Annotated in this window: 19 protein-coding genes and 3 tRNA genes; 14 read left to right on the top strand and 8 right to left on the bottom strand. The window is 42.4% G+C overall.

Annotation, left to right across the window (positions count from 1 at the left end):
• Positions 1-3: 3 nt before the first annotated feature.
• A complete protein-coding gene (locus NO992_RS18480) occupies positions 4-333 on the bottom strand; it encodes a stress response translation initiation inhibitor YciH (RefSeq protein WP_371379746.1) in 330 nt (109 codons plus the stop codon).
• Between the two features lie 143 nt (positions 334-476).
• Between NO992_RS18480 and NO992_RS18475 the strand changes: the two genes are divergently transcribed.
• From NO992_RS18475 to NO992_RS18460, 4 genes are all read left to right on the top strand, one after another.
• Positions 477-782 carry an STAS domain-containing protein gene (locus tag NO992_RS18475; RefSeq protein WP_010371095.1) on the top strand — a complete coding sequence of 102 codons (306 nt, stop codon included), beginning with the start codon at positions 477-479 and terminating at the stop codon, positions 780-782.
• Between the two features lie 21 nt (positions 783-803).
• Positions 804-2462 (top strand): SpoIIE family protein phosphatase, encoded by a 1659-nt coding sequence (locus tag NO992_RS18470; protein ID WP_371379743.1) that lies wholly within the window; start codon positions 804-806, stop codon positions 2460-2462.
• 126 nt (positions 2463-2588) lie between these two features.
• A complete protein-coding gene (locus NO992_RS18465) occupies positions 2589-3254 on the top strand; it encodes a GAF domain-containing protein (protein ID WP_371379740.1) in 666 nt (221 codons plus the stop codon).
• 179 nt (positions 3255-3433) lie between these two features.
• The gene (locus tag NO992_RS18460) at positions 3434-4624 is read left to right on the top strand and encodes an amino acid aminotransferase (RefSeq protein ID WP_371379737.1); all 1191 of its coding nucleotides are present in this window, start codon (positions 3434-3436) and stop codon (positions 4622-4624) included.
• A 94-nt stretch (positions 4625-4718) separates the two neighbouring features.
• Here the strand turns inward: NO992_RS18460 and NO992_RS18455 are convergent, their stop codons facing one another.
• On the bottom strand, positions 4719-5033 hold the full coding sequence (locus tag NO992_RS18455) for a YebG family protein (RefSeq protein ID WP_305776422.1): 315 nt from the start codon (positions 5031-5033) through the stop codon (positions 4719-4721).
• A 270-nt stretch (positions 5034-5303) separates the two neighbouring features.
• Here NO992_RS18455 and NO992_RS18450 point away from each other — a divergent pair, with 270 nt between their 5' ends.
• Positions 5304-5612 (top strand): ComEA family DNA-binding protein, encoded by a 309-nt coding sequence (locus tag NO992_RS18450; RefSeq protein ID WP_371379734.1) that lies wholly within the window; start codon positions 5304-5306, stop codon positions 5610-5612.
• A gap of 51 nt (positions 5613-5663) precedes the next feature.
• Here NO992_RS18450 and NO992_RS18445 read toward each other — a convergent pair whose 3' ends face one another.
• From NO992_RS18445 to NO992_RS18435, 3 genes are all read right to left on the bottom strand, one after another.
• A complete protein-coding gene (locus NO992_RS18445; protein WP_017216140.1) occupies positions 5664-5969 on the bottom strand; it encodes a hypothetical protein in 306 nt (101 codons plus the stop codon).
• A gap of 12 nt (positions 5970-5981) precedes the next feature.
• Entirely contained in the window at positions 5982-6491 is a 510-nt protein-coding gene (gene dsbB, locus NO992_RS18440) for a disulfide bond formation protein DsbB (protein WP_017216139.1), read from the bottom strand.
• 194 nt (positions 6492-6685) lie between these two features.
• A complete protein-coding gene (locus tag NO992_RS18435) occupies positions 6686-8185 on the bottom strand; it encodes an amidohydrolase family protein (RefSeq protein WP_371379731.1) in 1500 nt (499 codons plus the stop codon).
• A gap of 145 nt (positions 8186-8330) precedes the next feature.
• Between NO992_RS18435 and NO992_RS18430 the strand changes: the two genes are divergently transcribed.
• From NO992_RS18430 to NO992_RS18420, 3 genes are all read left to right on the top strand, one after another.
• Positions 8331-10088, top strand: coding sequence for a winged helix-turn-helix domain-containing protein (locus NO992_RS18430; RefSeq protein WP_371379728.1), 1758 nt, complete (start codon positions 8331-8333; stop codon positions 10086-10088).
• Positions 10089-10559: 471 nt separating this feature from the next.
• On the top strand, positions 10560-11273 hold the full coding sequence (gene fadR, locus NO992_RS18425) for a fatty acid metabolism transcriptional regulator FadR (protein ID WP_010371123.1): 714 nt from the start codon (positions 10560-10562) through the stop codon (positions 11271-11273).
• Positions 11274-11593: 320 nt separating this feature from the next.
• The gene (locus NO992_RS18420; protein ID WP_010371125.1) at positions 11594-12199 is read left to right on the top strand and encodes a peroxiredoxin; all 606 of its coding nucleotides are present in this window, start codon (positions 11594-11596) and stop codon (positions 12197-12199) included.
• Between the two features lie 328 nt (positions 12200-12527).
• Here the strand turns inward: NO992_RS18420 and NO992_RS18415 are convergent, their stop codons facing one another.
• Positions 12528-12770: a hypothetical protein gene (locus NO992_RS18415; RefSeq protein ID WP_017216129.1), complete on the bottom strand. Its 243-nt coding sequence runs from the start codon at positions 12768-12770 to the stop codon at positions 12528-12530.
• 236 nt (positions 12771-13006) lie between these two features.
• Entirely contained in the window at positions 13007-13558 is a 552-nt protein-coding gene (gene smrB, locus NO992_RS18410; protein ID WP_010371129.1) for an endonuclease SmrB, read from the bottom strand.
• Between the two features lie 96 nt (positions 13559-13654).
• Between smrB and prmB the strand changes: the two genes are divergently transcribed.
• From prmB to NO992_RS18395, 3 genes are all read left to right on the top strand, one after another.
• Complete coding sequence (prmB, locus tag NO992_RS18405; protein ID WP_026000853.1) at positions 13655-14590, top strand: 50S ribosomal protein L3 N(5)-glutamine methyltransferase; 936 nt, start codon at positions 13655-13657, stop codon at positions 14588-14590.
• Positions 14591-14637: 47 nt separating this feature from the next.
• Positions 14638-15735 (top strand): chorismate synthase, encoded by a 1098-nt coding sequence (aroC, locus tag NO992_RS18400; RefSeq protein ID WP_010371135.1) that lies wholly within the window; start codon positions 14638-14640, stop codon positions 15733-15735.
• Positions 15736-15801: 66 nt separating this feature from the next.
• Positions 15802-16233 (top strand): hypothetical protein, encoded by a 432-nt coding sequence (locus tag NO992_RS18395; protein WP_017216127.1) that lies wholly within the window; start codon positions 15802-15804, stop codon positions 16231-16233.
• A gap of 70 nt (positions 16234-16303) precedes the next feature.
• On the opposite strand, the gene folD is transcribed toward NO992_RS18395, so the two are convergent.
• The gene (gene folD, locus NO992_RS18390; protein ID WP_010371140.1) at positions 16304-17158 is read right to left on the bottom strand and encodes a bifunctional methylenetetrahydrofolate dehydrogenase/methenyltetrahydrofolate cyclohydrolase FolD; all 855 of its coding nucleotides are present in this window, start codon (positions 17156-17158) and stop codon (positions 16304-16306) included.
• A 419-nt stretch (positions 17159-17577) separates the two neighbouring features.
• Here folD and NO992_RS18385 point away from each other — a divergent pair.
• The 3 genes from NO992_RS18385 (at position 17578) to NO992_RS18375 (ending at position 17868) form a co-directional block, all read left to right on the top strand.
• Positions 17578-17654, top strand: a tRNA-Pro gene (locus NO992_RS18385).
• Positions 17655-17694: 40 nt separating this feature from the next.
• Positions 17695-17771: transfer RNA gene (locus NO992_RS18380), tRNA-Arg, on the top strand.
• 24 nt (positions 17772-17795) lie between these two features.
• Positions 17796-17868: transfer RNA gene (locus tag NO992_RS18375), tRNA-His, on the top strand.
• The last annotated feature ends 1 nt before the right edge of the window (position 17869 follow it).

Below are 17869 nucleotides of genomic sequence, written 5' to 3'. Positions count from 1 at the left end.
CGCCTAACCGCCTGCGATTTTCACTTTGAAGCCTTGGCCTTCTAATAATTGCTTAAGCTTTTCTCTGTCATCGCCTTGAATTTCAATAACGCCTTCTTTAACTGCACCACCTTGACCCATTTTTGATTTAAGCGTTTTTGCCAATTTCTTTAGATCATGCTGTTCACTATCGATGCCAACGACAAGCATAACGCCTTTGCCTTTTCGCCCTTTAGTTTGTCTTTCAATACGAACGGCGCCGTCTTTAAAAACTTTCCCTTGAACATCTTGCTTTGGCTCTTTGGTGTCAATACGGCCTACATCTGTGGAGTACACAAGTCTTGATTCTGACATTGATTCTGGTCCTCTTGCGGGTTCTTTGCAGAGATCATAGCAAAAAGCAGATTAGATGTTTTTTATTTTTTGCTAAATGATTTTTAAGCGTTATATTTAAATTGGTGAGGGGAAACAAATCAAAATAATTTAGGAGCTTAATGATGAGCTTGAGTAAAAACGCTTCTGCTGACGGTAAGACACTAACCATTCAAATTAGAGGTAAGTTCGACTTTAATTTGGTGCAATCGTTTCGTCAGGCGTATGCGGAGGTGAATGATCAAACCGAAAAGGTTGTTGTTGACCTGCGTGAAACCGATTATATGGACAGCTCCGCTTTGGGTATGCTGTTAAATATGAAAAAAACACTAGGAAGCTCAGTTTCTAGCATTCAAATTAGTAACTGCCGTCCACAACTTAAGAAAATCCTCCAGATCTCTCGTTTTGATAAGAAGTTTGATATTGACTGATCGCCGATAGATTAGCCCCTCATGAATATCTTGGTAGTCGACGATCAGGTATTAAACTGTAAGCTGCTCAAGGCAATGCTTGAGCAACAATTTTATACCGTTTTTTGTGCCCATAATGGTCGTGATGCATTAAAAATTCTCGAAAGTCAGGACATCGACATCGTGCTGCTAGACGTTGTCATGCCCGTAATGGATGGCTTTGAGACTGCCCCCAAAATAAAGCAATATGCGGGCGACGTATACCTCCCCATCATCTTTATCACCGCACTTGAAGATCAAAGTAGCTTTGAAAAATGTCTTGCTGTAGGAGGTGATGACTTTATTCATAAGCCGTTTGATAAAGTCATTTTATCAGCCAAAATCAAAGCGCATGCGAGGACTCGTAGGCTCAGCCAACAAAGCAACGAACAACGCCGACAACTAGAATATCACTATAACCAGATAGAGCGAGAGCACGAGATTGTTGAGCACATCTTTAGTAATGCGCTTGCACAACAATCTGAATATCCTGAGATTTGTGAATACCACTTGTCACCCGCGTCAATGTTTAATGGCGATATGTTTTTAATGGCCAAGAGCCCGATGGGTGGCTTTTATTGTTTACTGGGTGATTTTACTGGCCATGGTTTAGCAGCTGCGGTCGGCGCGCTTCCTGCGTCGCGCATTTTCTATACTATGGTGCAAAAGGGGATGGCGGTTAGTGATATAGCCGTTGAGCTCAATACCGCCTTTAATGAGTTATTACCTGGTCATATGTTTTGTGCAGCAGCAATCATTGAATTGAGCAGCTCAGGGAAAAGTGTTTCTGCTTGGCTTGGTGGTTTGCCAGATTTATATCTGATTGACCAAAATGGTAGCCTTATTAAAACCATTGAGAGCCAACATATGGCACTCGGCATTTTAGAAGTCGATGAGTTTGAACGTAATCTGCTGCATTTTGAAGTTAGCCCCGACCAACGCCTCGTAATGGCGACAGACGGTATCATTGAGTCTGAGTCTGAGCGGGGGGAAATGTATGGCGAACGACGGTTAAAGCGCTTGCTGGCGAGTCGGCAGCATATTTCCACGGATCAAATTATCTCTGAAGTTCGCGAGTTTTCTGGCAATACGGAGCAACAAGATGACTTAAGTATCGCAATTATTAATTGCGTTGCCAGCGAGTCAATTGTTTCTGCGCCTAACCATTATTCAAGCTTGCCGTTCAATATTTCGTTATCTTTAGATGCCAAACAGATGAAAACTACCGATCCGGTACTTGAGCTGGTGGACTTGCTTAGTGAGGTTGACGGTATTTCGGCGCATCGCTCTAACATCTTCTTACTACTCTCCGAAGCCTACAATAATTCTTTAGATCACGGTGTGTTGGGGCTAGATTCTGAGATTAAAAATAAAGAAGATGGCTTTTTTGAGTTCTACAGTTTGCGAGAGAGTGTTTTGAAGGAGCTAAAAGAAGCGCTCATTATTATTTCAGTGCGCTACAGCCCTGAAGAGCTAAAGCTATACTTCAACATTTGTGATTCAGGTAATGGTTTTGAATCAAGCGAGCGTAACAAAGCACAGCAAGAGCATAGCCATGGCCGAGGTGTTAGCTTACTTAACGAAATTGCTCAAAGCGTTAGCTACAACAGTGCTGGAAATGAAATAGAAATGATTTATTCACTCACCTCTAAATCGGTCTAAATTCCACTCAAGCGTATTTCACCTCTGCTTTAGTTTACTATCTACTCCTATTACTCTATGTACCTGTTTTTAGTATTGGCAAGGTATAAAGAGCGTGGTAAAGTTGCATTAACTTTAGATGTTTAGATGGCTAAAATGTCAGATTATATTTCATTGAGTGGATTATCTATCTCCCGCGAGTTGCTTTTGCTGCAATTAGAAAAACTAGATGCTTATATTGAGCAAAAATCAAGCCCTGCTGTGTGGTCATATCAGATCCCTGAACTTGGGGAAGGGGGCGCTTGCAGCTTGTTTGGATACCTTCAGGAAGCACCTTTTTTATTGAGTGATTATGTTGAAAAGAACACGGCTAATGCACGATCGCTTACCAAGCTGCAAACGATAGTGTCAGCGGTAGTTGAATTTACAGCTGTTGATTGGTTTGGCATATACCAAGCAAGAGCGACAAATGAAGGGAAACAACTTCTCAAATTAGCGTATTCTGGCGCGCCGAGTAGACCGCTATTCCCTATAACGGATGCTTTTGCCGCTACGTCAAATAATATTCAAACGGTATTGAGTGCTAAAGCTCGAGTGATTAATGACATCCCTCAATATGTCGCCAGTGGAGGAGAGTACTATACTTGCGATCCAAAGGTGAAAGCAGAAACCTGTCTGCCATTATTCGATGATGCTCAAAATTGTATTGGAATTATTGATGCAGAAGCGTTTTCTGAGTCATTTTTCAACGAAGAAATTTTAGCATTGCTTGCAGCTGCATGTACGAGAATCCCTGAATATTTACCCAAATAATTATCGGAATGTCCGGCTGTAAACTTGACGCCTTTGTGGTGCTGCCAAGTTTACAAAAATGAATAAAATTCTAGATAAATATGGTAACTGAGATGCAAGTCTCTATGTTACCATCAAGTCTACTGGAATCGGGCGTCAGCCGCTCGAGTTTGCATTAATTAAAATAAAAGAGATAAGCCATGTTCTCAGAGCTAAAACCACTTCCAACAGATCCTATTTTAGGCCTGATGGCCGCTTATAAACAGGACACTAACCCAAACAAAATTGACCTTGGTGTAGGTGTTTATAAGGACGAGCAGGGAAACACGCCGGTACTTAGAGCGGTTAAAAAAGCGGAAGCGTTTCGTTTAGAAAACGAAACGACAAAATCTTATATTGGTTTGGCTGGTAACTTAGACTTCTGTCAAAAGATGGAAACACTGTTACTTGGAGAGCATAGTACATTATTGGCAAACCGTGTACGTACGGCGCAAGCACCAGGTGGTACTGGCGCATTACGTGTTGCTGCCGAATTTATTAAACGTTGCAACACCAATGCAACTGTTTGGGTTACGACGCCAACTTGGGCAAACCACATCAGCCTATTCGAAGCAGCTGGCCTAACAGTTAAAGAATATCCTTACTACGACTACGAAAACAAAGGGTTGTTGTTTGATGAGATGATCAATGCGCTGAAGCAAGTACCTAAAGGTGATGTAGTACTACTTCATGCATGTTGTCATAACCCAAGTGGTATGGACTTAAATCAAGCGCAATGGAAAGTGGTTGCTGAACTTGCGAAAGAGCAAGGCTTTACGCCATTAATTGATATTGCATACCAAGGCTTTGGTACTAGCCTTGAAGAAGATGCACAAGGCCTTAGAACGGTCGCGGATACAGTTGATGAAATGATCATCTGTTCATCTTGCTCTAAAAACTTTGGTTTATACCGCGAGCGTATCGGTGCGTGTTCAATCATTGCAAAAGACAGTACAACTGCTGATGTTTCAAACTCAGTATTACTTAGCGTTGTTCGTAGTATCTATTCAATGCCACCAGCACACGGTGCTGATATTGTAAATACCATTCTAAGCAGTACTGAACTGACGCAAATGTGGTACGACGAACTTGACGAAATGCGCGGCCGCATCAATGGTCTACGTACGTTGATCAAAGAAAGCCTAGCTGCAAAAGGTGTTGAGCAAGATTTCTCGTTCATCGACCGTCAGCACGGTATGTTCTCTTTCTTAGGTATTAATAAAGAGCAAATTGACAGACTACGCACTGAATATGCTATCTATATGGTAGGCTCTAGCCGCGTTAACGTAGCTGGTGTAAGCAAAGATAATATTAATTACTTTGCTGATGCAGTGGCAAGCGTAATTAAATAATACCACGCTACACAGCACAAAATAAAAAACCGCAGAACATGCGGTTTTTTATTTTCAGCCTAAACCACCCACTGAAGTAAGTGGTTATTATCATTTAGGCTTGCTTAATTTTGGTCACTTTATCTGGATCTGACGCTTTTTCGTTTTCAGATTTGTTTTTGGTATTGGCCTTTGGTGCTACTTTGGCACCTTTTAGCACAGACACAAAGTCATCTTTTTGTTTTGCAATTTCAAGCGCTAGGGATTCAACTTGTTGTTCACTCAGCGGCACGTCAACTTTCGTTAGCATGTCTTCCAATGCTTCAGCTACATCTAGCATCTTATCATAAGCATCAGCTTCTTTTTTAGACGTGAAAGTCATACGCTCGACTCCATTTCTTTCAACAACATATTTGATGATAACGGCCATGGTTATTCCCCTAGTCACTGTTTTTTTATACAGTAAATCGAATTGAGTGATTAAGCAAGTTATTTTGAAAATTTTTCAAGTGCTGTTGAGTGAAGTAGAATTAATTAAATTCATTAAAAACAAAAGCTTAATGTTTATTTTGATTTTTGAAAGAATGAATGTTTTTTGACAAAGTCAATATTCCAATCTTTATTTAAAAAGCTTCTGCAATCACTCACCGAGGTAAATGCAGTAAGCTTTGGATACTTTTTACGCACAAGGAGTGTATATATGTTCAATAAACCCACCATACTTTCTATTTTATTGGCGTTAGGTTTAAGCTGTTCAAGCGTGCTCGCAAAACCTGCGGAGCAAGCAAAGTCAGCTTCTCAAACACAGCAGCAAAGTGTTGTACTCGATATTAATTCCGCTGACGCTTCGGCGCTTTCAAGTTTACCAGGGATTGGTATTCGTAAAGCTGAAGCCATCGTAGAGTACCGTAAGAAAATGGGGCGCTTTAAAACAACAACGGAGTTGCTGGAAGTAAAAGGAATTGGGAAAGGAATATTGGCAAAACTGGAGGGAAAAATTAGAGTCTAGTCGTAGTTATTGTGTGCGAGCTTAGCTGCTCGCACACAGGTAGATTGAAGATCAGGGCTTATTCGAGGCGTTAAACTCAGCGATTGCCTGAGCTAACTTGGGTTTGCCAAACTGTATTTCCAGTGGTGTGGTCAGTAGCGGATAAATTAATCCTGCTACCAATAAGACAGGTAATAACAACCAGCCTTCAAATACGACCAACGAGGCAAAAAACGGTGTGAGTAGTAGCAACTTGGCTATTCTTAACACGACCTTTGTTTTTGCATCAAGGTGGCTAAGTGCAAGACGTAAGATCATCTGCTTGTCACGTAATTTAAACGCTCTCAGTTGCTCAATTTGGCTTAACCTAAAATGCATGAATGTGATATCTCAACTTCTTTTAGTAACATGGAAAAATAAGAAAAGAATAAATGCAACACTATAAAATGCAAAGATAATTTCCATCCATCCAGGCATAGACAATCCTGCAAAAGACCAATCTATATTGCCGCAGTCACCTGTTGCAGCAAAAAAACTTGGTAGCCATTCATGCAGCGGCATAAACGCAGGAAAGTTTGGTACAAAGTCACAGGTAAAAGCAAATGGATCTGTTGTAGTTTGCATACTGATATGTTCACGGGCGATAAAATAACCCCAAATACTGCCTACCCCCCACGAAACAAATGCGAGGCTACGCAGTGCGAAAGAGCGAGGAGAAATCATACCGATTAAACCAGCTGCTAATAACCCCAACATAGCAAAACGCTGATAGATGCACATAATACAGGGCTCTAAACCCATACCGTATTGGAAATACAGTGCAACGGCTTCAAAAATAGCAGCGGATAGTGCTAGCAATCCCCAAGATTGCCTAGAGAGATGAAAAGATGAAATCTTCATTATAGAGAAACCCTTTTTGTTTTATTATGCTTTATCTGGCCGCGTTAGAGCAACTTTACTTCGCAGTGTGCGCTATCTTTGCGACGATTTTTCGACTCTTGTTACCAGCAGAAGTTCGAAAATATCAGAATAGAACACTTGATTAAGTCAATTGAGGTGAGACCGACATTATCAGCATTTCTATTCTGACGTATTTACTCACTTTTCTCGAGGGCATCGATATGAAAAGTAGCACGCTCAATGGCTGAGCCGTGTAAGATAACATATTCAATATCGTTATAAGCCGCGACTGACTGCAAAGGGTTACTATTTAAAAGTAATAGATTAGCCACTTTCCCCACAGCGATGCTGCCGTACTGGTAGTCTATCGCAAATGCTTTGGCATTATTGATGGTTGCAGCAGATAACAAGCTAACGAGGTCTACTCCGGCTTGATCCATCATCATTAATTCTTGATAAGTCGATAAGCCAGGTTGCGAGACATAAGTTGGTGCGGGTGGCGTATCTGAGCCAAGCAGCAAGGTTGCGCCATTTTTATATAGATAATTTAGTGCTCGTTGCCCTTGAGAGAAAACTTGCTCAAGTTTAGCCACCTTTTGTTGATTACTTATTTCACCCCAGCCTTGACCCATTTCTCGAGAAAACCAGCGACCAGGTTCACTTTGATACCAAGCAATTTGAGACGGAGGTAATACGGTACGATATTCAGACGAGAAGGTGAAAGTGTTGTCAGTCACTTTCGCCAGAGCATTCATCACATTTAATGTGGCTTGATATGCAATGTCTTTTTCGATGATGGTATCCAGCACAGCTTTTACATTGGTTGGCAGTTCGCTTTCGCTAGGGGCTGTATTTGGCGCTAACCAGTTCCAAAGTCCATGCGCCATAACGTTGATATTGGCATCTACAGCAAGTTGTTGCATATCAACGGCATTCGCATGTGCCATTACGGGTAACTTCATTGAGTTTGCGGACTCGACTAACTGTTTGGCAGTTTCTTGATTAATAAGCGGTATAGCACTGTTTTCTCCAAAGCCATCTTCAAAGTACAGTTTGGCACAAGTTGCACCGTCAGATTTCATTCGCGTCAAGGGCTGAGCTCCTTGGTGAGCGTGTACTTGAGATGGTGTTAGCTCATGAGCGGGATCGCTGTGTTGTGCAGCAAAGTAGGGTTTATGTTGGTGTAGCTTTGAGTAACTAAGGCCTTCAGCATTATACCCTTGGTAAACTGGCATTGCGCCACAAAAGTAGGCGTCGGGTGCGGGGCCATTTGCTGTAAATTCGGTCATGCCGGTTGCAGTGTTTGACGGGTCAATAACTTGCGTGACGCCATAGTAAAGATAATTAGCGCCTTGCCGTTGTAAAAATGCTGTTTGCATTTGGCGAGCTCTAGGGGAGGTGTTAAGTAATCCCGGCATTGTTTTTAGGTGGACATGGCTATCGGTTAACCCTGGTATGAGGTATTGACCATGAGCATCAATGACCTGTGCTGCATCCGGTTTTTGACTTGAGTCAGAGACTTGTATAATTTTGCCATCTTGGATGGCGAGCCAATGATTGGAAATGATATTGACTTGGTGCTTATCAATAGGATTTAAAATGGTAGCATTGTCGATACGAAGGTCCACTGCTGCAAATAATGCATGAGAAGACAGGGCGCAACAGGCCGCAAATATTAATGTTTGTTTTTTCATAATGAAAACCAGTTAGTGTCGTATTAGATGTCTTCGAGCATAACTAGCGAGGTACTTTGTGTTTTAATTTTCATATAAATTAACTCTGAAATTTTTCTTAATTTAATTAAAACCATAATAATCAATAATGTAAGGTGTTCTGGGGTTGAAAAATTTGCTTTTGGGAAATTGGCTTGTTGTGCCTAAATTGAACCAGATTGTGGAGTATCCGACTGGCCGTGAATATACCGTCACCCCAAAAGTGATGAAATTACTGTTGGTGCTGGTCGATGCTAAAGCTGAGCCTCTGAGTATTGATACCCTCGTCGAGTTAGTTTGGCACCCGAAGGTGGTGTCTGACAATTCGGTCTATCAAGCTGTTGCGCAGTTAAGAAAGATTTTAAACACAGATCCGCAATACGAAGAATACATAGAAAGAATATCAGCTCAAGGCTACCGCATTCATCCAAACATTGCACTTAGAGAGCATAAAGTGGCTGTGATGCCAGTGAGCAAAAAGCGAATTTGGCTGCTTGGTGTCACCATTACGTTGCTCGCTCTAATCGCCTTTTTTGCTTTTTATATTCAAACTGATCAAAAGCACAAGACACAAAACAACCCTTATTTTGATGAGATCACTCTTGCCACACACCTATCCCAAAGTACAGCGGTGGAAGAGTTAGCGCGAGCGAAAACGATTTATCAACAAGTGTTATCTAAACAAAGTGATAATGTCGAGGCACTCAGTGGCTTATGCAATGCCTTTATGGGGCTTAGCGTATATGGCGCGGTGTCAGAGTATGAATCACTTGCTTTGTGTCGGCCATTGTTAGAGAAAGCACGGATCTTAGATGATACAAATATTGAAGTGATAACCTCTCTTGCGCGCTTTGCGGTGATGGAGAATGAAATTGAGCAAGCACAGGATTATTTTAAGCGCGGATTTGAGATCTCAACTAAGCATGCTCGCCTATGGCATTGGTATGGTCGATTTCTTCGGGACCAACACAAAATACCCGATGCAATTGCTGCGCATAAACAAGCGTATCAGTTAGCACCAAACGATGCGGTTATTATCCGAGGATTAGCCTATGCCTATTTGAATTTTAGAGAGTTAGTGCTCGCGCGAAAATATTTTGATCGTAGCGTTGCCATTGCCCCGCACACCAAAAACAATCCTCTCTATGCGCTAGACTTTTATCCGCTTAACCAGAATAGGGCAAGCGAATATTTGCTGTGGTACCAAAACAATCACATCAGTCATAGTAAATTGTATCCCGCGCAGCAATTGAGCCACATATTAGTGTTATTGAGTTTAGGGCGAGCAGAAGAAGCTGAGGAGAAATATCAGCAAGCCGCAAATTTAGGTTCAATTTCTACAGCATTTAGACTCTATGTTGAAGCCGGGATCGCATGGCGACAGGGTGATGTCGAAAAGGCCGAAGAACTCTTAAAACAGCGATACGAGCTAGACTCAAAGGGTAATCATTATGTGATGCCTTATATTCTTGCTTTACTTGCACGGCAGAAAGTACAACCTGCGCTAATACTTTTTGAACAGCATTTTGCTGATATCGCGGCGCTTACATTGCCAGAGGCAGGCAATGTAGGGCAATACCTTACTTATGCCCTGATGCTGAAACGTACAGGTGAACAAAGCAAGCTCAAACGAGTAACACAGTTGTTGGCACAATACCTTAATCAAGGAAATCAGCTAGATGCAGCTTTATCTCCATACTGGTCCGCACTTAGCAATGACGCAGCAGAAACACAACAAGCACTGACGCAGCTGCTCAACACTGGCTGGTTACCCGACTACAATGATAGTTTTTTTGCTACGGATCTTTATCTCGCTTTGACATCAGACCACGAATTTAAACAAGCATGGCTGAATAAGCTTGAAAGCAGACAGCGCGAGCTCTAATACTTTTGGTTACTCAGGCATAAAGTTCGCTATGTGATTTAAAAGTAGGGAGCGAATTTTCTTGGTGATTCCTTGAATAGGGGTTCTGTGTCCCGGCAGCCTTTGATATTGGCTTTAAAAACAGAGTTCGATTGTTTTGTCTGTTTATTTTGCAGTCGTTCCGTGTGCACTTTAGGAGAAGCATTTGAGTTATACAAAATGAAAGCAGAGGCTGGATGGTCTGATGAGGAGCAATTTGTTTACATTAACAGCTCAGTGTTTAGCGAAGATGAGCCCGTTATGGCCAAGTCTATATTGCATTAAGTGAGTTCTAAGCCTCACACTACATCACAATCTCACCTGCATTAAACATGGCTATTTTCAGCTAGGGTGATTTGTAGCTTGTTAGTTGAGCTTCATCTGGTACAATCAGTGGATTAACAAGCACAACCTGCCAATCAAGGCATTGATGTAATAATAAAGTGGTGTGAGATGAGAATTTTCAAAGCCAAGAGCCCAGCTGGATTTGCTGAAGAATATATTGTTGAGTCAATTTGGAACGGCGAATTCCCTCCGGGATCCATTCTACCTGCTGAGCGTGAGCTTTCTGAACTCATTGGTGTAACAAGAACAACACTGCGCGAAGTATTACAAAGGCTAGCTCGTGATGGCTGGTTGACTATCCAACATGGTAAGCCAACCCGAGTAAATAACTTTTGGGAAACATCAGGGCTTAATATATTAGAAACCTTAGCGCGTCTTGATGAAGATAAGATGCCTGAGCTGACCGATCAGCTGCTGTCAGCGCGTACCAATATTAGTGCTATCTATACGCGTGCGGCGATAAAATTCAACCCGCAGCGTGTTATCGATATTTTGTCTAAGCATGAAGAGCTAGAAGACACCGCAGAAGCGTTTGCCGATTATGACTACCAAGTTCACCATGAGCTGGCAGGTGCAGGGCAAAACAAAATTTACGTGCTTATTTTAAATGGCTTCAGAGGGTTATACTCAAAAATTGGTTGCCATTACTTTTCTGATTCAAGAACGCGAGGACTGGCGAGACAGTTCTATGCAGATTTAACCAAACTGGCAGAAAATCAAGAACACGATGGTGCTATTTCATTGATGCGTAAGTATGGTCACCAATCGGGTGAAATTTGGCAGCAGATCCGCGGTGATATGCCAGAAAATATCATGGACTAATGTCCACTGAGTGATAGACATCTTAAAAAGGCTTCTTTGTGAAGCCTTTTTTGATCTCCGAATGGCATCGTGAGCGGAGGTATTTGCGTCTCATCGAATTTATAGATTGGTGCTATCGGTAAATTCGATTGTTAATTATGGCACTTGCCAAATACACTAGGCGCAGTTTTTGGTGGTGAGAATGACAAAGAGACTTTGGTTATGAATTTAGCTAGGGTTGTTTTTTCATAAGCACGCCACAATATTGTGAACAAGATATTTTGGTCTCGACACGAGATACCAAATAAGATTGGAAATAAACCTAACTATTGGAGATAAAAATGGGTGTATTAGTAGGCCGCAAGGCACCAGACTTTACAGCAGCAGCAGTACTAGGTAACGGTGAGATCGTAGATAGCTACAACCTGCACGAGCGTATTAAAGGTAAAAAAGCGGTTGTTTTCTTTTACCCACTAGACTTCACGTTTGTTTGTCCTTCAGAGCTAATCGCGTTCGACAAGCGTTACGAAGAGTTCCAAAAGCGTGGTGTTGAAGTGATCGGTGTTTCTATCGATTCTCAATTCTCACACAACGCATGGCGTAACACTCCAGTAAACGAAGGCGGTATCGGTCAAGTTAAATACGATCTAATCGCTGATGTTAAGCACGAAATCTGTCAAGCATATGACGTTGAGCACCCAGAAGCTGGTGTTGCTTTCCGTGGTTCTTTCCTAATCGATGCTGAAGGTAATGTACGTCACCAAGTAGTTAACGACCTACCACTGGGCCGTAACATCGACGAAATGCTTCGCATGGTTGATGCACTAGCATTCCACGAAGAGCACGGTGAAGTATGTCCAGCTGGTTGGACTGAAGGTAAAGCAGGTATGGATGCAAGCCCTGAAGGTGTTGCTAAGTTCCTATCTGAAAACGAAGGCGCACTATAATTTAGTGTCGACTTTGTGATATCTCGCTGATATCAAAAAAGAAACCCGCCAATTGGCGGGTTTTTTAATGGCTACTGATACCTCAATAGCTTTCTCAGGGTAATACCAAATGTATTTAGCAAATAAGCTATTTCATCCTTCAAATTGAATAGAGAATTAATTCAATTGGTATGATACTTTGACTACTCGGCTACCTTGCCTACTTTAGCAAGTGCCATGCTAGTTAAAGTTGATAAACTGACCCAGTGATTTTATCAGTTGAATGCTTAAGTAAGCGGCAAATAAACTGATCACGGGAGTTGCGAGCAGACTCAGAAATTCGAGTTCATTAATCATTAGTCTCTTCCTTTTTTTCTTGCTCGCTGTTATCGGTTGTTTGAAACGCTTTCTCTAAAGACTGTTTGGTCTCAATTTTTATTTCTTCTAGATTCGCTTTGATTGACTCTGTGATAGCTTGCGTTACTTTGGTTTTTACTTCTTGAAGTAATGAAGCATCAATTTCTGCAGCTGTTGTTGTCATGCTTGCTGTAAACAATAAAGTTGTCATGGTGATTTTCGCTAAAGTAGTCATAATAAGTTTCCTTGTAATTTGTTAGTCGCAATAACTATTACAAAGGTTGTGCCAGAATGAATTTAATTTTTATATTATTGATTTTTATGTGTTTTAATTTTTTCTTGGCACAGGAGAATTAATGGGGTGGTGAATTTGACCAGTGCAGGATGGGTGAAATGGCTAAAATTTAGTTAAACTTATTAAGGCTGGATTAAGCGAAGCAAGAAAGGATAAAAAACAATGTTTGGGCCGAATTAACGGCCAAAGTTAGGGTCATCAGGTAAGTCAACCAAAATTAATACAGCCCCTTTACCGCCATATTCTAAAGGTGCTTGGTGCATCGCCAGTATATCTGGATGCTGAACAAGATACTGCGGTACTTTATGTTTAAGCACACGCTCACCAATTCCATGTACCACGCACGCACAAGCAATATGCTGCTTCTTACAAGCATGAATTAATGCTGCCAGTTCTTGTTTTACCGTTTCTTTATTTAGCCCGTGTAAATCTAAGATGAGTTCGGGCGCGTAGTCACCACGCCTTAACTGTTTTGCTAAATAGCGATCGGCTCCGGGCTTTACGAAGTTGATGGTTCCCGACGTATCAATATCAGGAATATACTCGTCAGAAAAGTAAAACTCAGATTGCTGCTGCTTAACTTGTTGCTTCAGCTCAATGCTCTGAATTTTTTTCTTTTGTTTGAGCTGCACCTGATCTTGTTTGAGGGGTTTTACACCATTCAAAGACTCACGAAACATCGCGAAATCGTCATTTAGGTCAGCATTAGTGTTAGATTCTCTGTTCATGATGGCATTTTAAATAAAAAAAGCATAAAAACCTAGCTTAAAAACCGCTACAATAGCGCCATATAGTTTGATCTTTAGAGAGTCATCATGACAGAAATGTCGCAACCACTTATTACCGAAGAAATGGCCGTTGAAGCCTTTCAAGACTTACATACCATTCAGGACTGGGTACGCTGGACAGCGAGCCAGTTTGTGAGTAACGAGGTATTTTTTGGTCATGGTACGGATAATCCTTGGGACGAAGCGGTCAGTTTGGTGCTTCCGGTGCTGCATATGCCAATTGATGCCCCCAAAGAAATCATGCATGCGCGCATGACGCAAAGTGAAAAAGCGCATCTGATGGAGTTTATCAAAGCACGTATCGAGCAGCGTATTCCCGTCGCCTACTTAACCAATCAAGCTTGGTTTGCTGGTATGCCGTTTTATGTTGATGAGCGCGTATTAGTACCACGCTCACCATTTGCAGAGTTAATCGCTAAACATTTTGCCCCCTGGGTAGCTGCACCGAATAAAGTAACGCGTATCTTAGATATGTGTACGGGTTCTGGTTGTATTGCGATTGCATTGGCCAAAGCATTTGAGCGCGCACAAGTAGACGCAGTAGATATTTCTTTTGAAGCCTTAGAAGTGGCTGATCACAATATTAATCAGCATATGATGCAAGACAGAGTCTTTGCTATCCAGTCTGATGTATTTAGTGGTGTACCGGGTCAAAAGTACGATTTAATCGTAGCGAATCCTCCTTATGTTGATGCAGAAGATATGTCAGATCTGCCAGAGGAGTTCCATCATGAGCCAGAGCTTGGCTTGGCGTCAGGAGAAGATGGCCTTGATGTGACCCGCACACTACTGGCAGAAGCGGCTGATCATCTAAATGATGATGGTTTGTTATTTGTCGAAGTTGGCAATTCTATGGTACATATGGAGCAGCAATTTCCTGAAGCGCCATTTACTTGGTTAGACTTTGAGCATGGTGGTTTAGGGGTCTTTGTCGTATCCAAACAACAACTATTGGAATACTTTAAAAACTGATAGGGAGCCAATGCTCTCTATCGTCTATTTAGGAATGAGGAAAAACGATGGCAGGCAATAGCATTGGCCAATTATTTAAGGTGTCGACCTTTGGTGAAAGCCATGGCGCCGCGCTTGGTGGCGTGGTAGATGGTGTACCACCAGGGCTTGAGATCACTGAAGCTGATTTACAAATCGATTTAGATAGACGTAAACCAGGTCAAAGCCGCTACACAACACAGCGCCGAGAAGGCGATGAGATAAAAATTCTCTCGGGTGTGTTTGAAGGCAAGACCACAGGCACGAGCATTGGATTGTTGATTGAAAATACCGACCAACGTTCAAAAGATTACTCAAACATCAAAGACTTGTTCCGTCCGGGTCACGGCGACTATACCTATTGGCACAAATACGGACATAGAGATTATCGCGGTGGTGGTAGGTCGTCGGCACGTGAAACTGCCATTCGAGTTGCAGCAGGGGCAATCGCGAAAAAATACCTCAAGCAAGTCCACGGCATCGAAATCAATGCCTGCCTTTCTCAATTAGGCCCGATTAAAGCCGAGCATTATGACTGGTCAGCCGTTGAAAACAATCCATTTTTCTTTCCCGATGAATCTAAGCTAGAAGCGCTAGATGAATATATGCGTACGCTGAAAAAAGAAGGTGATTCAGTCGGCGCGAAGGTAAAAGTCGTGGCGAAAAATGTGCCTGTTGGTTTAGGTGAGCCTGTGTTTGACCGTTTGGATGCCGAGATAGCGCACTCCTTGATGAGTATTAATGCCGTAAAAGGCGTAGAGATTGGTGATGGCTTTGATGTGGTTGAGCAAAAGGGCTCAGAGCATAGAGATGAGCTAACGCCACAGGGTTTTACCTCTAACCATGCAGGCGGCGTTTTAGCGGGTATTTCTACAGGGCAAGATATTATCGCATCAATTGCGCTAAAACCGACATCAAGCATCTCGGTACCGGGGCAGAGTATTGATACCCACAACCAACCGCAAGAAGTTGTGACGAAGGGTCGCCATGACCCTTGTGTTGGTATTCGTGCCATTCCAATCGCAGAAGCCATGTTGGCCATTACGCTCATGGATCACTTATTACGTCACCGTGGTCAAAACCAAGACGTAAATTTGCCGCACAAGCCAATTCCTGGTCATATCTAGCCAGTAGCGAGTAAGCTAATTTTGGCACAGTGATTGCTTTTCTTGGACAAATCAAGGAGAGCAATCATGATCACTTACCAAACCCACTCCGCAATTCGTACCACTGGGTCCGTTTCAGAGCAGCAAAGCCTTGCCCAAACTAAACGAGCTAATACCGCTGCGCAGGAGCAAGACTATGTTGCGGCTGCTAACATCGCAGGTCAATCATCCCCAGTACTCGATAGTAAAGCCAACGAACCATATAAATATGAAGTGGTGGAGCGCAATCAGTCATTTCTCGAAAAAATGAGAGAAGCGGTAATGTTTAGCCGCTTAGGGGCAAATAAAGAGAAAATTGACGAATTAAAAGAGAAAATGGCAGAACTTGAAAAGCTTGCGGCTGAGGGAAAAATTTCACCTGAAGAATTAGAAGATCGGATGGCTGCCTTACAAGAAGCGATGAGAGAAGCGGTAACTCAGGAAGAAAACAAAGCGAACAAGGACACGCTAATGAGTTAATGAGTTAATGAGGCTTAAAATAATAAAAGCCTCAGCTGAGGCTTTTATTATAGCTATAAACTAACAGCGTTTAACTGTGATATTTTTCACACGCTTCTAGCGTATTTTCGATTAAGCTTGCGACGGTCATTGGGCCCACACCACCTGGCACTGGGGTAATAAAGCTCGCGTTTTGTTCTGCGATGTCGTATTGCACGTCACCTACCAGTTTGCCAGATTCTAAGCGATTAATACCTACATCAATAACAATCGCGCCTTCTTTAACCCAGTCGCCCGGAATAAACTCAGGTTTACCGACCGCCACAACCAATAGATCGGCACGACGCACATGGGTTTCGAGGTCTTGCGTAAATTTATGGCAAACGGTTGTAGTACAACCAGCAAGTAGCAGCTCTAGTGACATAGGGCGACCAACGATGTTTGAAGCACCAACCACAACAGCATGCATGCCTTTATAACGAACACCAGTAGAGTCGAGTAGGGTGATGATCCCTTTTGGCGTACAAGGTCTCAGTGCTGGCATTCTTTGGGCAAGACGGCCTACGTTGTATGGGTGAAAGCCGTCGACGTCTTTATGAGGATCAATACGCTCTAACACTTTTTCTGCGTCTAGGCCTTCAGGTAGCGGCAATTGTACTAAGATCCCATCAACTTCAGGATCTGCATTAAGCTCATCAACAAGCGCAAGTAATTGCTCTTCGCTTGTGTCACCTGGTAAGTCGAAAGATTTAGAAACAAATCCGACTTCTTCACAGGCTTTACGCTTTGAACCAACATAAACTTGGCTCGCGGGATCCTGGCCTACTAATACCACAGCCAAGCCAGGCGCTCTTAGACCTTGCGCTAGTCTGTCTTGAACTCGTTGTGCAACAGTAGAACGAACTTGTTTCGCGATAGCTTTGCCATCAATGATGTTTGCCGTCATGATTGACCTATATTAAGGGTTAAAAAACTTGAACGATGATAGAGCCTTTAAATTCTTCTATACAAGCACTTTCATGTATTGATGAAATGATTGCTTATAAAGATGAAAAATGGGGTCGCTCTATTTATATGTCCCTTTAGTTACTACAAAGGAGGACATTTGCCCGCTATTTTCTCAAAAAACAGCCAGTCCGCCAAGTTTGCATTGCGTAAAAGCAAAGGTTTTCATGATCTGTTCTACAAGAACCGTTCAAAAATTGTTTAAGTCAGCTGTTTTATCAACAATTTGTGGCAAAATTAGGCAGTTGAAACAAAAACTAAAAAAAATATTTGACCTACTTCGGGCAAATCACTATTATGCACCCCGTTGCCAACGAGGACTCACCGATAAAAAGGTTCTTAGTTCTCCAAGGTCACAGTCGGCGATTAGCGCAGCTTGGTAGCGCACTTGGTTTGGGTCCAAGGGGTCGCAGGTTCAAATCCTGCATCGCCGACCACTTTTAAAATAAGAAGTAGCATGAAGATGTTTACGAGTTTGCGCCCTTAGCTCAGCTGGATAGAGCAACGCCCTTCTAAGGCGTCGGTCGAAGGTTCGAATCCTTCAGGGTGCGCCATCTTATTTTAATCCACATGTAGTGGCGGCTGTAGCTCAGTTGGTAGAGCCCTGGATTGTGATTCCGGTTGTCGTGGGTTCAAGTCCCATCAGTCGCCC

The sequence above is a fragment of the Pseudoalteromonas sp. DY56-GL79 genome (assembly GCF_041414765.1).
GTDB classification, from domain to species: domain Bacteria; phylum Pseudomonadota; class Gammaproteobacteria; order Enterobacterales; family Alteromonadaceae; genus Pseudoalteromonas; species Pseudoalteromonas piscicida.
The sequence above is the reverse complement of the archived record's forward strand: the minus strand, read 5'-3'. Positions and strand labels throughout refer to the sequence as shown.

What these genes read in the sequence shown, in the direction of transcription:
- NO992_RS18480 (WP_371379746.1), bottom strand. Translation starts at nt 333, where the DNA reads ATGTCAGAATCAAGACTTGTGTACTCCACAGATGTAGGCCGTATTGAC.
- NO992_RS18475 (WP_010371095.1), top strand. Translation starts at nt 477, where the DNA reads ATGAGCTTGAGTAAAAACGCTTCTGCTGACGGTAAGACACTAACCATT.
- NO992_RS18470 (WP_371379743.1), top strand. Translation starts at nt 804, where the DNA reads ATGAATATCTTGGTAGTCGACGATCAGGTATTAAACTGTAAGCTGCTC.
- NO992_RS18465 (WP_371379740.1), top strand. Translation starts at nt 2,589, where the DNA reads ATGGCTAAAATGTCAGATTATATTTCATTGAGTGGATTATCTATCTCC.
- NO992_RS18460 (WP_371379737.1), top strand. Translation starts at nt 3,434, where the DNA reads ATGTTCTCAGAGCTAAAACCACTTCCAACAGATCCTATTTTAGGCCTG.
- NO992_RS18455 (WP_305776422.1), bottom strand. Translation starts at nt 5,033, where the DNA reads ATGGCCGTTATCATCAAATATGTTGTTGAAAGAAATGGAGTCGAGCGT.
- NO992_RS18450 (WP_371379734.1), top strand. Translation starts at nt 5,304, where the DNA reads ATGTTCAATAAACCCACCATACTTTCTATTTTATTGGCGTTAGGTTTA.
- NO992_RS18445 (WP_017216140.1), bottom strand. Translation starts at nt 5,969, where the DNA reads ATGCATTTTAGGTTAAGCCAAATTGAGCAACTGAGAGCGTTTAAATTA.
- dsbB (WP_017216139.1), bottom strand. Translation starts at nt 6,491, where the DNA reads ATGAAGATTTCATCTTTTCATCTCTCTAGGCAATCTTGGGGATTGCTA.
- NO992_RS18435 (WP_371379731.1), bottom strand. Translation starts at nt 8,185, where the DNA reads ATGAAAAAACAAACATTAATATTTGCGGCCTGTTGCGCCCTGTCTTCT.
- fadR (WP_010371123.1), top strand. Translation starts at nt 10,560, where the DNA reads ATGAGAATTTTCAAAGCCAAGAGCCCAGCTGGATTTGCTGAAGAATAT.
- NO992_RS18420 (WP_010371125.1), top strand. Translation starts at nt 11,594, where the DNA reads ATGGGTGTATTAGTAGGCCGCAAGGCACCAGACTTTACAGCAGCAGCA.
- NO992_RS18415 (WP_017216129.1), bottom strand. Translation starts at nt 12,770, where the DNA reads ATGACTACTTTAGCGAAAATCACCATGACAACTTTATTGTTTACAGCA.
- smrB (WP_010371129.1), bottom strand. Translation starts at nt 13,558, where the DNA reads ATGAACAGAGAATCTAACACTAATGCTGACCTAAATGACGATTTCGCG.
- prmB (WP_026000853.1), top strand. Translation starts at nt 13,655, where the DNA reads ATGTCGCAACCACTTATTACCGAAGAAATGGCCGTTGAAGCCTTTCAA.
- aroC (WP_010371135.1), top strand. Translation starts at nt 14,638, where the DNA reads ATGGCAGGCAATAGCATTGGCCAATTATTTAAGGTGTCGACCTTTGGT.
- NO992_RS18395 (WP_017216127.1), top strand. Translation starts at nt 15,802, where the DNA reads ATGATCACTTACCAAACCCACTCCGCAATTCGTACCACTGGGTCCGTT.
- folD (WP_010371140.1), bottom strand. Translation starts at nt 17,158, where the DNA reads ATGACGGCAAACATCATTGATGGCAAAGCTATCGCGAAACAAGTTCGT.